The sequence below is a fragment of the Rhabdonatronobacter sediminivivens genome, from assembly GCF_013415485.1.
In the GTDB taxonomy this organism is placed as follows: Bacteria; Pseudomonadota; Alphaproteobacteria; order Rhodobacterales; family Rhodobacteraceae; genus Rhabdonatronobacter; species Rhabdonatronobacter sediminivivens.
On sequence record NZ_JACBXS010000020.1, the window covers coordinates 22,521 to 36,761 of the forward strand.

Below are 14,241 nucleotides of genomic sequence, written 5' to 3' on the forward strand. Positions count from 1 at the left end.
CGCATTATTGGTCTACTTGGTCCGCGTCGAAATAAGAGGGTCAGTCCATGAACCATACTTCCCGCATTGCCGTTGTCGCCACTCTTGCCCTTGCCGGCTGCATTGGTGCGGATGTCGAAGTCGAGATCCTGGGCGACGATCTGGCCCGCATGACCGGCACGTTCGAGATGCAGCGCGCCCTGTTCGACATGGCCGATGCCGAAGAGGATTTCTGCGATCCGGCCGATGGCGGCACGCTGGAGCTGACCGCCGAGCGGGCGCTGTGCCGTTTCGACCGTACCGGCAGTTTTTCCGAGCTGTTCGAGGATGGCGAAGACACGGATATGCAGGCCTTTTTCGAGCCGCTGGGGAATGATGTCGTCCGCGTCACCATCCCGATGGATGACATGAATGACGAGATGGACGAGATGTTCGAGGACCCGGCCATGGTCGCCATGTTCCGCCCCATGCTTGAAGGCTATTCCATCGGCTTCACTGTCACCGGGGTCGAGATCATTTCCTCCACCGGCGATATTTCCGAGGATGGCCGCAGCGCCAGTTTCACACTGCCGCTGGTGTCGGTGCTGGAGCCAGGTTTTGAACCCCCCGAGGCCTTTGTGACCGAGGTGCGCTACTGAGCGCACCACCCCGCGGGGGCCGGGGAGTCCAGCCTGGATGCAGTAGTAGATCAGACCGGGCGTGCCGCGCCCGAGGCTATCTGTCGCGCCAATGCATCGCACGGGGACGTTGAAACCCTGATCTTGGAGTGTGTTGCGTTCAACCGCTTTCTGATCCTGCGCAGTTTCGGCTGGGCGAACACTGTCGGTGGCATGGCTCCAACCATGTATCAGGGCGTCGAACGCGTCAAATCCCGCTTCATGCTGACCATGGCCGCCAACGGCCGTGCAAGACTGCCCCGGTTGCTGGCCGCATGAAGCGGGACCAGGGCCCTTGGCCAGGATGACGAACGGGCCGACAGACTTGGCATTCACGCGGGCAAGGCCAGATGATGGGACAACCTTCCTGCTCAGGCACGATTTCAGCGAACTTCTGATCCACGCGAAACAGCCTGTTCAGGCCGATAGAACCAGTTTCAAGGCAATTGCCCACATCACCAGGGCAATCCCGCCCTCCAGAAGCCGCCAGGCCCTCGGCTGCGCGAAAAGCGGCCTCAGTTTGCCAGCGCCATAGCCGAGCGCGAAAAAGAACAGGAAGGAACCGCTGACAGCACCAGCGGCAAAGGCAAACTGCTGGCCCGCATATTGCGTCGAGATCGTACCCAGCAAGACCACGGTATCGAGATAGACATGCGGATTCAGCCATGTCAGCGCCAGCGCTGTCAGCAGCACAGGGCGCAGCGGCTCGCGCGGGGCTGCACCGTCGATCCAGAGTGCTTGCGATGAGGTCAAGGCCGCGCGCATGTTGCTCGCCCCATACCAGAGTAGAAACGCAGCGCCGCCATAGCGCATGACCGGATCGACCATCGGCAACCATGCGGCGATCTTGGCGAAACTGGTCACGCCAACCACGATCAGGATCGCATCTGACAGCGCACAGGTCAGCACCACCGGGAACACATGCGACCCGCGCAGGCCCTGACGCAGGACAAAGGCATTCTGCGCACCAATGGCGATGATCAGGCTCAGGCCGATGCCAAGGCCGGTCAGGTAAATCGTCAGGTCGCTCATATCCGCCCCGGTCAGGTTCAGCTTGCGATAGCCCGGACCATGTGTTTAGGCAAATTAAACGATCTAACTCTGATGAAGGAGCGCTAATTCTTGATTATCCCGCCGCGCGTGCCGTGGCGCTGGTGGCGCAGACTGGCAGTTTCGAGGGCGCGGCGCGGGCCTTGGGGGTGACGCCCTCGGCCATTTCGCAGCGGGTGCGCGCGCTGGAAGAGCGTCTTGGCACTGTCCTGATCGAGCGCGCCAGCCCGTGCCGCGCCACGGCGGCCGGGGATGCCCTGTGTCGTCATATCGAGCTTGTGGGTCTGGCCGAGCGCGACCTGATGACCCAGTTGCCCGCAAGCGCCCTCGAGACAGACCATGTGACCCTGTCGGTTGCGGTCAATTCAGACAGTCTGGCCACATGGGTTCTGCCCGCCCTGACAGGTTTTGCCCGTGATGCGGATATCTTGCTGGATATCGCGGTGGATGATGAGGATCACACGACCGACTGGCTGAAATCGGGGCGGGTGGTGGCTGCGCTGACCGCTGTGGCCAAGCCTGTGCAGGGTTGCAAATCCATCGCCTTGGGCAGCCTGCGCTATCATGCGACGGCCAGCCCCGGTTTCATGCAACGGTTTTTCTCTGACGGGGTCACCCTTTCAGCATTGGCCCGCGCCCCTGCGCTGACCTTCAACCAGAAGGATCAGTTGCAAAATGAATGGGTGCAAGCCGTCTTCGGGCAACGGCTGGCCGCGCCAACCCATTGGCTACCCTCGACCCAGGGTTTTGTGACGGCGGCGGTGCAGGGGTTGGGTTGGGGCATGAACCCCGCGCCTTTGGTGCAGGATCACTTGCGCGCAGGGCAGTTGGTGGAGCTGATTGCGGACACACCCTTTGACCGGCCCCTGTTTTGGCAAATCAACCGACGCGCGGCCGAACCGCTTCGGGCGCTAAGCGATGCCCTGCGCCATCACGCCCGCGAAGCGCTGGTGTGAGGAGCGGTTCATGCCGACCGACCCGTAACGCAGTGGCGCGATGCGCAAGGGCGTATTCGAATGGCCATCGACCCGCCGGGCATCCCGGCCCTGCTGCAGGAAGGCCGGGGCGCCGGGTCCGGCTTCCCCCAGTGCGGGGTTACCGGCCATGCCCATCTCCAGTTCGGCGACACCGGGGCGGCGGACGGGCTCTTTCGCAACATCCTCGGCCTCGCCGCGCGTCAGGCGCAGGGCGTCAATGCGTGTTGAACACCTGCTGATACATGGCAATGGCGTCGATCGTGGACATGCGCTCCTCGGGCGTGGGATTGGCCGGATCGGCAGCGACAGGGAGCGCACCAAACTTCATCAGGCAGGCCATGAGCAGCATTCTCGCCTTGGTTGCCGTCAGGTTTGACCCGGAGATCGCCAGAGGGGCGGGGTCGGCGAAGCCCTCGGCATGGCCGCGCCCGACCCGGACCACCGGCAGCCCGGAAAACACCGCGCGTTCCAGCAGCTTCTCGCGCGCCGAAGAGGGCAGCCGTCCGTAGGGAACCAGCCCCTCGGTGATGAAGCCCGCAAGGCGCCCAAGTGACAGCTTGTAGGCGATCAGCGCCTTCAGATCCGCTGCGTCATCCGCGGCGAAGCCGTATTCCTCGTCCGAGAAGCTGCCCTCCTTGATCATCGACACCGATGGGATCGCCGCTTCAAGCAGCTTGCCAGCGTCATCCTTGATTGCCACCTCCACCAGCGTCAACGCATCCGGCGTGCCCGTGACGGCGCGGGTGGTCTGCGGCAGTTTCGAGAGGTTCACATCCGAGCACCAGGTGTGCTTGTAGGCGGGCACATAGGTCAGCCACAGATCATTCTTGTGGGTGATCTGGCCAAGGATGCCGCCATGCCCGCCCGTGGCCACATAACCGCCGGGCCGGGCGTCAGCCTTGGCGACCTCGCGCGCGGCGAAGAATTGCTGTTCCTGGATCACCACCACGCCGCAGCGGTTGCGCCCCTCTTCATCGCGCCAGATGCCCGAGCGGACGAAGGCGACCGAATCGACGATGTTCTTGGGACCATCGGCGCTGATCTGGCCCTGCGGGCGCTGCGCGGCATTGCCGCAGATGGGCAGATCGGTGTCGATCAGCAGGTTGAACCAATAGGCGCTTTCCTCCACCTGCGGGCTGCCCTGCGTCCAGATGAGCCCGTCATATTCACCGCTGTCGGCGATGGCCTGGGTGTCATTCGTGGCCTTGGCCAGCGCTGGCCGCGTTGGGGCCGAGGACAGGTGGTAGGGCTTGTAGGCGTTGAAATCCTTGCCGCGCGTTTCCGGGGGGATGTCGCCCTCGCCCTTGTCGGTGCGCAGGTTGGCGGGCACGCCCTTCTTCCAGCCGCCCGGGGGCAGGACGCGGAAGAAATCGATATCGGCCTGCTCCGACAGCACGCTGGCCTGACCTTCGATGCCGATGGACAGGCGGTCGATCTCCTCGAAGCTGCGCGAGCCGTCGGGGAAGAAGCTTTGCCGCGCCCTGCTGTCATCCCCGAAGGGGGTCGCCATCTCTTCGTCCCAGGCTGATCCATCGGCCTGAGTGGCCATATAGGGCAGCGGATAGAGGCCATCCTCGGGGGTCAGTTCGACCTCGTAGACGGGTTTGTCCTCCGGGGCGCGGCGTTCGGGGCTGAAGCTGCCGTCAGCGCCGATATAGCCATCGGGCGGACCGTAGAGCTCAGCCGCGTCAACCTCCAGCGGATGGGCCGAGAACTGTTCCACATAGACCTTGGCCGGGGCGGCAAGGCGTTGCGCGCGCAGCGCGTCGAAGCGGTGGGGCTGACCATCGGGGCCGGTGAGCGGCGCGAGGCCCGCGCGCAGCCGTGCCTTGTTCGATGTGACCAGCGGTGGGGTGTTCTGGATGGTCGCGGTTGGCCCGGCAAGATGGGCGATTCGGACGCGGGGTTTCTGCAGCATGGGGTCCTCCTGCTTGGTTGGGTGTCGCATCCGAAACCGGATCTTCGGGTTATATTGTATACATAGATTCGGTTGGGACGCGTCATTGCGATACGCTTGAAGCAGATGCGCGCAGGTGCGGTGATTCTGGCCAGCCAAAAATATCCTTTTAAACATGGCTTAAAGTAATTGTTCACATTTTAAGCATCGCCCGATGAAACTGCTTGATGCTTTGGCTTGATTGCGCTGCGCTGCAGAAAATCCGTTGATTGTATACTTTGGGTTTGTGCGGCTGACTTCGCTCACGCAGCGTCGAAAGCATCAAGGGTCGGCGTCCTGGGCGCCGCGCGTGTGGTTCGACCAAGGGGAAGGCGCCACCACCCAAGATGGAAAAGAGTTTCCCACAACGCCGCCACAGGAGGGTTGCACATGATCAGACCACCCCAGATTCGAAGCCGATTGCTGCCATCGACACTTGCTGCTGTCCTGATGTCACCCGCGGCGCTTGCGACCGGCACGTCGCTTCCCGGCGGCACCCTGACCGTTGCGATGACGGTCAGCGATGTTCCCGACTGGGCAGGCATGCCCGATCAGGGCTTCGAGGGGCATCGCTTCGTCGGCTATTCGCTCTATGAGGGGCTGGTGGCTTGGGACCTGAGCACCTCGGACCAGGAAGTCGATATCATCCCCGGCCTGGCCGAAGCCTGGGACATCGACCCCGAGAACCCCAATCGCTGGATCATCGATCTGCGCGAAGGGGTCAGCTTCCATGATGGCTGCGCCTGGAACGCCGAGGCCGCCGTCTGGAATTACCAGCGCCTGATCGACGAGGATCACCCCGGCTTCAACCCGGTCGACTTCGCCCGCGCGCGCTCGCGCACCTCGACCATAGCCGAGGTGGAGCCTATCGACGACATGAGCTTCGCGATCCACACAAGGGAGGTGGAATCGCTTTTCCCCTACAACCTTGTCTATGTGCTGATGGTCTCACCCTGCGCTTATGAGGCCGCAGGCAACGACCGCGCCGCCTACAGCCAGTCCCCGTCCGGCACCGGGCCCTATGTCTTCTCGCGCGCGGTCCCCGGCGAGCGGCTGGAGCTGCTGCGCAACGCGGATTACTGGAACCCCGACCGCATCCCCCAGCATGAGCGGCTGGTGCTTCTGCCCATGCCCGAGGCCACGACCCGCGCCGCCGCCCTGCTGTCAGGGCAGGTCGATTTCATCGAGGCGCCGTCGCCGGACATGATCCCGGCGCTCGAAGGGGCGGGGATGACTGTGGTGCTCAATGAATACCCGCATTACTGGCCCTATCGGCTGAACGTGCTGGATGGCCCCTTTGCGGATATGCGTGTGCGGCAGGCTGCGAATTACGCCATCAACCGCGACGAGATGGTGGCATTGCTTAACAACACCGCAACACCGGCCTTCGGCGCCTACACCACCAACCAGCGCAATTTCGGCGATCCCTATCTGTTCAGCTATGACCCGGACAAGGCGCGGGCCTTGCTGGAAGAGGCAGGCTGCCTGCCCTGCGATGTGACCATCGGGATTTCGCCGGCGGGATCGGGTCAGATGCAGCCCTTGCCGATGAATGAGTTGATGCAGGCGCATCTGAGTGCTGCGGGGTTCAACATCAATTTCGAGGTGATGGACTGGAACACCATGATCGGCGTGTTCATCCGCGGGGCGGTGGCGCATCCCGAATATCACGCCATCAACTTCTCCAGCGCCTCGATGGAGCCGCTGTCCTTCGTCAGGAGCTTCATGAAGAAGTTCCAGACGCCGGGCGGTTCGAACTGGGGCGGCTATTACCACTCCGAGGCCGAGCAGCTTCTGGCGGCCGCGCTGGAAAGCTTCGATCCCGAAGAGCAGGATGATCTGATCCGCCAGGCGCATGAGCTGGTGGTTGCGGATGCTTCGCAGATCTTCGTGGTCAGCGACCTGAACCCCCGCGCCATGGCGCCGCATGTCCAGGGCTTCATCCAGGCCCAGAGCTGGTTCCAGGACATGACGCCGATTTCGGTCGAATAACCGCCCCCATGGAAGGCGTGCGCCCGGACGTGCGCCTTCCTGTCGCCCTTCGATCCCGGACCCCTTGGACCGGGTCTGCCCAAAGCAAGGAAAACGGCCATGTGGCTCTATATTGCCAAGCGGGTGCTCTATGCGATCCCCATCGCGCTGGGCGTCTCGATCATCTGTTTTTCGCTGGTCTATCTGGCGCCGGGGGATCCGATCCAGTCGCTGATCCCGCCCGATGCCAGCGACGAGGACATCGCCGCGATCCGGCGCCTCTATGGGTTCGACAAGCCGGTCGTGTTCCAGTATTTCGACTGGCTGGCGCGTGCCGTTACCGGGGATCTGGGCACATCCCTGCAGTCCAACCGCCCCGTCCTGAACGAGGTTACGCGCGCCTTCGGCAACACGCTCATGATCGCAGTGGCCGCCGTGATCGTGGCCTTCGTGCTGGCCACCATCTTCGGCACGCTGGCAGCCTTCAACCTGGGCAAGCCGGTGGACAAGGTCGCCACCTCGATCTCGACCCTGGGTGTGTCCATCCCCAACTACTGGATGGGCATTGTGCTGGTGATCCTGTTTTCGGTGCAATGGCGGTTGCTGCCTGCGACGGGCATGGGCGGCGACGGGTCCGACGGGTTCAGCTGGTTCGAATGGGACCAGGCGCGCTATGCGATCCTGCCCATGGTGACGATGGCCATGATCCCGCTGGGCGTTGTCACCCGGTCCACGCGCTCGGCCGTGGCCGATACGCTCAGCCAGGATTACGTGCAGTTGCTGCGCGCCAAGGGCCTGGGCGAGGGGCGCGTGGTCTTGCACGCCCTGCGCAACGCGCTGCCGCAGATGCTGGCGGTGATGGGGTTGCAGCTTGGCTATCTGATCGGCGGGTCGATCCTGATCGAAACCGTGTTCAACTGGCCCGGCACCGGGCTGGTCATGTCGCGCGCGATCCTGACCCGCGACATCCCGCTCCTGCAGGGCACGATCCTGATCCTCGCGCTCTCGTTCGTGGCGATCAACCTGATCGTCGATCTGCTGCAAACGCTTGTCGATCCGCGCATCAAGCGGTCCTGATCGCGCATCCGAAAGGCCAGTCCAATGTCCGAAATGACCACCAATCCATCCCTTGCCGTGCCAGCCCCGGGCGAGGATGTGCCGCGCGGGGAACGGCGCAGCTACTGGGGCAATGTGCGCGAACGCCTGCGCCATGACCCGGTGACGCTGTTCTTCATGGCGGTAATCGTGGCTGCGGTGGGCACCGCTGTCCTGGCCCCCTGGGTCGCCCCGCATGACCCCTATGCGACCTCGATGCTGGCGCGGCTGCGCCCCATCGGCACCGAAGGGCATATCCTGGGCACGGATGAGCTGGGGCGGGATATGCTGTCCAGGCTTATCTGGGGGGCGCGGACAAGCCTGCTGATGGGGATCCTGCCCGTGGTCATCGCGGTGGCGGTGGGCGGATTGCTGGGGGTCATCGCCGGGTTCATGGGCGGCGCGGTCAACATGATCGTCATGCGGACCATGGATGTGTTCTATGCCTTTCCGTCGGTGCTGCTGGCGGTGGCGATCTCGGGCACGCTGGGCGGCGGCATGGGCAGCGGGCTGCTGGCGCTGACGCTGGTCTTCATCCCCTCGCTTTGCCGGATCGCCGAGACAGCGGCCAGCCAAATCCGGTCCCTGGATTTCGTCGATGCCGCGCGTGCCAGCGGGGCGCCGGTGCATTCGATCATCCTGACCCATGTGGTGGGCAATGTGCTGCCGCCGGTGCTGATCTATGCCAGCAGCCTGATCTCGGTATCGATCCTGCTGGCGGCGGGTCTGTCCTTCCTGGGGCTGGGCGTGTCGCCGCCGACCGCCGACTGGGGGCAGATGCTCTCCAGCCTGCGCCAGGGCATCTACATGCAGCCGCTGGTCTGTGCGCTGCCGGGCCTGGCGATCCTGATCGTATCGCTGTCGTTCAACCTCGTGTCCGACGGGTTGCGCCAGGCGATGGACATCAAGGCATGAGGAGCCGGACATGATGAATTTCTTCAAACTCACCAAGGCCACGGTGGCGGCGCCCGCCGACCCCCGCGACCGCGGCGGCCCGCGCCAGCCCATGCTGATCGCCCGCAACCTGCGCAAGCATTTCCCCATCACCGGGGGGCTGCTGGGGCGGACTGTTGCCTCGGTCCGGGCGGTTGATGATGTGTCCTTTGCAGTGCGCAAAGGGGAAACCCTGGGGGTGGTGGGTGAATCCGGTTGCGGCAAGTCCACCCTGGCCAAGCTGCTGATGCATCTGGTCCCGCCCGACAGCGGCGAGCTGATCTTCGACGGGCTGGAGGTCGGCGCGCGCGACGGCCTGCGCCTGCGCGACCTGCGCCGCAACATGCAGATGGTGTTTCAGGACAGCGCCTCGTCCTTGAACCCGCGGATGCCGATCGAGGAATCGGTTGCCTATGGCCCGCGCGTCCACGGCATGGGCCGGGCCCAGGCGCGGGCCCATGCGATCAGCCTGCTGGAGCAGGTCGGCCTGCCCGCGCGGCTGTTCGCCGGGCGCTACCCGCATGAGCTGTCCGGCGGGCAGAAGCAGCGCGTCAACATCGCCCGGGCGCTGGCGCTGGATCCGCGGATGCTGATCCTGGACGAGGCCGTCTCGGCGCTGGACAAATCGGTCGAGGCGCAGGTGCTCAACCTCTTGCGGCGCCTGAAGGCCGAATTCAACCTGACCTATCTGTTCATTTCGCATGACCTGCACGTGGTCCAGTATATCTCGGACCGGGTGATGGTGATGTACCTGGGCGAGGTGGTCGAGATCGGCCCGGTCGAGCGCATCTATGCCAGCGCCACGCATCCCTATACCCGGGCCCTGCTGGCCTCGCAGCTGCATGCCGATCCGCGCGCGCGTGTGACCGAGCCGCCGATCACCGGCGATCCGCCCAACCCGGTCAATCCCCCGGGCGGCTGCCGCTTCCACACCCGCTGCCCCTTTGCCGAGACGATCTGTTCGCAGACCGCCCCCGCGCTGACCCCGCTTCCCGCCGCGAGCGAACATGTGGTGGCCTGCCATATGGCCGATCCGGCATCAGGGCATACGCGGGCAGGGGCGCAGGCCAGGCCCGGGCTGGTGCCGAGCGCCTTCGCCGACACGCCCGGGCCGGATCGCACCAGCAAGGAAGGAGTGCGCGCATGACCGCCCCGTCGAAAATCGTGGCCGATCCGTCGCAGGCCGCCGCCGCTCCGCTGCTGGAGGTCGAAAACCTCCATGTCGATTTCATCAGCCGCGCGGGGCGCACCCCGGCGGTGCGCGATGTTTCCTTCGGGCTGGCCCCGGGCGAGGTGCTGTGCATTCTGGGCGAATCCGGGTCGGGGAAATCCGTGACCCTGCGCGCCCTGATGCGGCTCTTGCCGCAGGGCCGGTCGGAAATACGCGGCCAGGTGCGGTTTCAGGGCGAGGATGTGCTGAAGATGCCGCGCCGGGCGCTGAACATGCTGCGCGGCGCGCGGATCTCCATGATCTTTCAGGAACCGATGACCGCGTTGGACCCGGTCTTTACCATCGGCGACCAGATCGCGGAAACGGTGATCCGCCACACCGGCGCCAGCCGGGAAAAGGCCATGGCGCGGGCGCTGGAACTGCTGGAGCTGGTGCGGATCCCCTCGGCGGAACGGCGGCTGAAGGCCTATCCGCATGAACTGTCCGGCGGGTTGCGCCAGCGGGCGATGATCGCGGTGTCGCTGTCCTGCTATCCGCAGCTTCTGCTGGCCGATGAGCCGACGACCGCGCTGGATGCGACCGTGCAGATCCAGATCCTGATCCTGCTCAAGCAGTTGCAGCAGGACCTGGGCATGGGCACGATCTTTGTCACCCATGACCTCGGCGTTGCCGCGCAGATCGCCGACAAGATCGCGGTCATGTATGCGGGGCGCGTGGTCGAATACGGCAGCGCCGAGGAGGTGCTTCTGAACCCCTCGCACCCCTATGCGCGCGGGATGCTGGCCTCGACCGTCAGCGGTCAGCCGCGCGACCGCGATATTGCGGCGATCCCCGGCAGCCCGCCCGACATGCGCAACCTGCCCGCGGGCTGCGCCTTTGCCCCGCGCTGCGCCTTTGCCACCGACCTCTGTCACAGGTCGGAGCCGGGCCTGACGCAGCGTGGCGCCTTTGGGCATGTGTCCTGCCACCATGTCCACAGACTCGACCCGCCGGCCCCGGCCGGTGCTTCCGTGACGACCCTCTGACCCATCACCCCAAGGAAAGGACTGACCCATGCATTCCAAACTCGAAATCCCGCAAGAGATCATGGACCGTGTGCTTGAACGGCGCGGCACGGCGCATATCCATGCCGATTTCAACCCCGCAACCACGGCGCTGATCGTGGTCGATCTGCAAAACGCCTTCATGGTCGAGGAACACGCCGCCGCCTATGTCCCCGAGGCCGTGTCCATCGTGCCCAATGTGAACAAGCTGGCGGCGGCCCTGCGCGCGGCCGGGGGCACGGTCTTCTGGGTGCGCAACACCATCGACGATCAGACGCGCACCGAATGGTCGCACTGGTTCGACATGAGCAGCCACGACCCCGAAAAGGCCGCCACCCGGCAGGCCAACATGCACTGGGGCGCCATCGGGCACGAATTGCACCCGGACCTTGACTATCAGCCGACCGATGTGACGGTTTACAAGCGCCGGTTCAGCGCCCTGATCCAGGGGTCCAGCGATCTGGCGGACAAGCTGCGGGCCTCGGGGATCGATACGGTGCTGATCACCGGGACGGTCACCAATGTCTGCTGCGAATCCACTGCGCGTGATGCCATGATGCTGAACTACAAGACCATCATGGTCGAAGACGCCAATGCCGCGATGACCGACCGGGAACATCACGCCAGCCTGCTGAGCATCTATGCCACATTCGGCGATGTCTTCACCACCGATGAGCTGGTGGCCCTGATGCAGAAGAACACCGCCCTGGCCGCGGCCGAGTGACGGTCGGATGCGGCCCAGAAGGTCAGGGCTGAGGCCTGGCTGCAGGGGTGGGGCGCCAAGATGACTTTTGCGCACCCCACCCCGGCGATGGGCATCGAAATTGCGTTTTGCGCGGTTATACTCCTGGTCCGGAGGTGCCGCAGTGCGTCCGAGCGGGAGGAGTATCGATTGCCGACACGCAGCCAGATGATTGAACGGCGCCTGAGGGAGGGCATTCTGGAGGGTGAATACCCCGCCGGAATGCGCATGAACGAAGTGGAACTGGCCGAAAGGCTGGGCGTGTCACGGACGCCGGTGCGCAGTGCCCTGACGATCCTGGCGCAGGACGGGCTGCTTTGCTACGCGCCCAACAGCGGCTTCACCGTTCAGGTGTTCAACAGCGCCGATATCGAAAGTATCTACGAGCTGCGCTCGACCCTGTCGGGGCTGGCGGCGCGTCTTGCAGCGCAGACCGGGCTGGATGACACGGTGTCCGATCGTCTGCACGCGGTGCTGTCGCGGTCGGATCTGATGATCAGCGAAGGCATCTGGACCCGTGATGCGCATCATGAATGGCGTGGCCTGAACGAGGAGTTCCACGAGGCGGTCGAGCTTGCATCCTGCAACCAGCATGTGCAGGCAGCCCTGCGCCGGACCAAGGATATCCCCTTGCTCAAGGAGATCCGCTATCGCTGGATCAGCCCGGAGATGATGTCGATCAACCACATGCAGCACGCTCAGATCATGGATGCAATCCGGCGCGGCCAGCAGGTGCGGGCCGAGGATCTGTGCCGCGAGCACGTCTATCAGAACGGGCAGCGGATCGTGCGGCACTGGCGCGAGATCGAACAGCGCAACGCTGCTGCCCGGCAGGGCGAAGAACCCGCCGCCGACGGCGGTGACACGGACAGCGCCCGCGCGCCCCTGACCCGAAGCGCGTGATCGCGGCCAGTCGGCCCGTCATGGCGTTATCGAACGTCACCGCCCTCAGCGGTGGGATGGTTCCGTTTCGCTGCCCGGCAACGGGCAGGTGCCACGAGAGAAGGCTTCAGAGTGAAAATCTTCAGACCAGGCGATCAAGGCGATTCAACCGCAGGCCCGGCCCTCGCCGCCCATCCGTCCGAGGCCGACGGCCTGCCCCAACCACAGCGCACAATGGCCTTTGTGACCATCGGCATAGCGATCATGATGGCGGTGCTGGACAGTTCCATCATGAATGTCGCCCTGCCGGCGATTGCCGCAGAGCAAGGCGTCAGCCCGGCGGCGGCGATCACCGTGGTCACGGCCTTTCAGATTGCTGTCGTCATTTCGCTTTTGCCCTTTGCCGCGCTGGGCGAGTCGCTGGGCTTTCGGAAGGTCTATTTCTTTGGCGTGCTCCTGTTCGGGGGCGCCTCCTTTCTGTGTGCGCAGTCCCAGACCATCGAGGCGCTCAGCGCCGCGCGTGTCCTGCAAGGCCTGGGCGCCGGTGCCTTGATGAGCATCAACGGCGCCATGGTGCGCCATATCATGCCTGCAAACCAGATCGGGCGCGGGATCGCCAATATCTCGCTGATCGTGGGGATCTCGGCGGCCTCGGGGCCGACAGTCGCCGGGGCGATCCTGTCGGTGGCCAACTGGCAATGGTTGTTTCTGATCAATGTCCCGCTGTGCCTTGTAATCCTTGCCTCGGGGGTGCTGACCCTGCCGCGGATGGAAGGGACCTGGCGGCGCTTTGACTGGATCGGCGCGCTGTTGAATGGTGCGGCCTTCGGCTTGCTGATCACCGGGCTGACGGCACTGGGCCGCGATGGGTTCACCACCGTCATTGCGCTGCAATTCATCGGGGCTGCGTGCGCTATGGTGGCGCTCACCTGGCGGATGATGGGTTCTGCCGCGCCGATGCTGCCGGTGGACCTGTTGCGTATCCGTCCCTTTGCCATGGCCATCATCGCGTCGATCTGTTCCTTCACGGCGCAATTCATCGTCTTTGTTTCGCTGCCGTTCTTCCTGGTGAATGTGCTGGGGCGCACGGCGGTCGAAACAGGGCTGTTGCTGACACCGTGGCCGGTGGCAACGGCCATCATCGCCCCGTTCGCCGGTCGGCTTGCGGATCGGTATTCGGCGGAATACCTGTCGGTGATCGGGATGGTCCTGCTTGGACTGGGCTTCCTGGGGCTGCTCCTGCTGCCCGAAGCCCCCGAGAATTTCGACCTGATCTGGCGCCTGACCATCTGCGGCGCGGGCTTCGGGTTGTTTCAGGCCCCCAATAACAAGGTGGTCATGACCACGGCACCGCGTGCCCGCAGCGGTGGCGCCAGCGGCATGCAATCCACGGCACGGGTTCTGGGCCAGTCCTTCGGCGCGGCGCTGGCTGCCTTGTTGATCGGCGCCAGCGTGGAGTTCGACCTGTCACCGCTGATGGCACTGGCCATGGCGTTCTGCGGCATTGCAATCGTCGCCACGCTGGTGCGCGCAAGCGGCGTCCGTCACTCCGGTCAGCAATAGCATGGCCCGGGGCTTTGGATCGCAAATGCTGCTTTGGTGATGACCCCGGGCGACAGATTTCGACGGACGCGCGCACACGGTCAAGCGGCAACCCCTTGCGCCCATGCTTTGTCCGGCATCAGGTTTCGTGCCAGGCTGGTCTCCATCGCAAACACCAGACCGCATCACGCCCGCACCGCGATGTGTCTGCCTTTTGCCACCGCGGCATCGACCCACCGATGCCTCCCTGATGGTATAGGCCAT

13 protein-coding genes and 1 pseudogene are annotated in these 14,241 nt (G+C 64.5%); 12 read left to right on the top strand and 2 right to left on the bottom strand.

Features of this window, described 5'->3' with window-relative positions:
- Nucleotides 1-47 precede the first annotated feature (47 nt).
- On the top strand, nt 48-617 hold the full coding sequence (locus HUK65_RS10800) for a hypothetical protein (protein WP_179906217.1): 570 nt from the start codon (nt 48-50) through the stop codon (nt 615-617).
- A gap of 165 nt (nt 618-782) precedes the next feature.
- Nucleotides 783-914: pseudogene (locus tag HUK65_RS10805) on the top strand (IS5/IS1182 family transposase); the annotation flags it as partial.
- Nucleotides 915-1,052: 138 nt separating this feature from the next.
- Here the strand turns inward: HUK65_RS10805 and HUK65_RS10810 are convergent.
- Nucleotides 1,053-1,667, bottom strand: a complete 615-nt coding sequence (locus HUK65_RS10810; RefSeq protein WP_179906219.1) for a LysE/ArgO family amino acid transporter — start codon at nt 1,665-1,667, stop codon at nt 1,053-1,055.
- Nucleotides 1,668-1,753: 86 nt separating this feature from the next.
- On the opposite strand from HUK65_RS10810, the gene HUK65_RS10815 reads away from it, so the two are divergent.
- Entirely contained in the window at nt 1,754-2,641 is an 888-nt protein-coding gene (locus HUK65_RS10815; protein ID WP_179906290.1) for a LysR family transcriptional regulator ArgP, read from the top strand.
- 60 nt (nt 2,642-2,701) lie between these two features.
- Nucleotides 2,702-2,890: a hypothetical protein gene (locus HUK65_RS10820; RefSeq protein ID WP_179906221.1), complete on the top strand. Its 189-nt coding sequence runs from the start codon at nt 2,702-2,704 to the stop codon at nt 2,888-2,890.
- On the opposite strand, the gene HUK65_RS10825 is transcribed toward HUK65_RS10820, so the two are convergent.
- Complete coding sequence (locus HUK65_RS10825) at nt 2,877-4,580, bottom strand: asparaginase domain-containing protein (RefSeq protein ID WP_179906223.1); 1,704 nt, start codon at nt 4,578-4,580, stop codon at nt 2,877-2,879. The two genes, HUK65_RS10820 and HUK65_RS10825, sit on opposite strands and share 14 nt — an antisense overlap.
- Nucleotides 4,581-4,988: 408 nt before the next feature.
- Here HUK65_RS10825 and HUK65_RS10830 point away from each other — a divergent pair, with 408 nt between their 5' ends.
- From HUK65_RS10830 to HUK65_RS10865, 8 genes are all read left to right on the top strand, one after another.
- Nucleotides 4,989-6,590 carry an ABC transporter substrate-binding protein gene (locus HUK65_RS10830; protein ID WP_179906225.1) on the top strand — a complete coding sequence of 534 codons (1,602 nt, stop codon included), beginning with the start codon at nt 4,989-4,991 and terminating at the stop codon, nt 6,588-6,590.
- A gap of 99 nt (nt 6,591-6,689) precedes the next feature.
- A complete protein-coding gene (locus HUK65_RS10835; RefSeq protein ID WP_179906227.1) occupies nt 6,690-7,646 on the top strand; it encodes an ABC transporter permease in 957 nt (318 codons plus the stop codon).
- Nucleotides 7,647-7,670: 24 nt separating this feature from the next.
- A complete protein-coding gene (locus HUK65_RS10840) occupies nt 7,671-8,579 on the top strand; it encodes an ABC transporter permease (RefSeq protein WP_235441956.1) in 909 nt (302 codons plus the stop codon).
- 10 nt (nt 8,580-8,589) lie between these two features.
- The gene (locus HUK65_RS10845) at nt 8,590-9,744 is read left to right on the top strand and encodes an ABC transporter ATP-binding protein (RefSeq protein WP_235441961.1); all 1,155 of its coding nucleotides are present in this window, start codon (nt 8,590-8,592) and stop codon (nt 9,742-9,744) included.
- Nucleotides 9,741-10,793, top strand: a complete 1,053-nt coding sequence (locus HUK65_RS10850) for an ABC transporter ATP-binding protein (RefSeq protein WP_179906229.1) — start codon at nt 9,741-9,743, stop codon at nt 10,791-10,793. Before HUK65_RS10845 ends, HUK65_RS10850 begins: the two co-directional genes overlap by 4 nt.
- Nucleotides 10,794-10,821: 28 nt before the next feature.
- Nucleotides 10,822-11,535, top strand: coding sequence for an isochorismatase family cysteine hydrolase (locus tag HUK65_RS10855; protein WP_179906231.1), 714 nt, complete (start codon nt 10,822-10,824; stop codon nt 11,533-11,535).
- 186 nt (nt 11,536-11,721) lie between these two features.
- A complete protein-coding gene (locus HUK65_RS10860; protein ID WP_179906233.1) occupies nt 11,722-12,456 on the top strand; it encodes a GntR family transcriptional regulator in 735 nt (244 codons plus the stop codon).
- A gap of 111 nt (nt 12,457-12,567) precedes the next feature.
- Entirely contained in the window at nt 12,568-13,998 is a 1,431-nt protein-coding gene (locus tag HUK65_RS10865; RefSeq protein WP_327787110.1) for an MFS transporter, read from the top strand.
- Nucleotides 13,999-14,241: the final 243 nt, after the last annotated feature.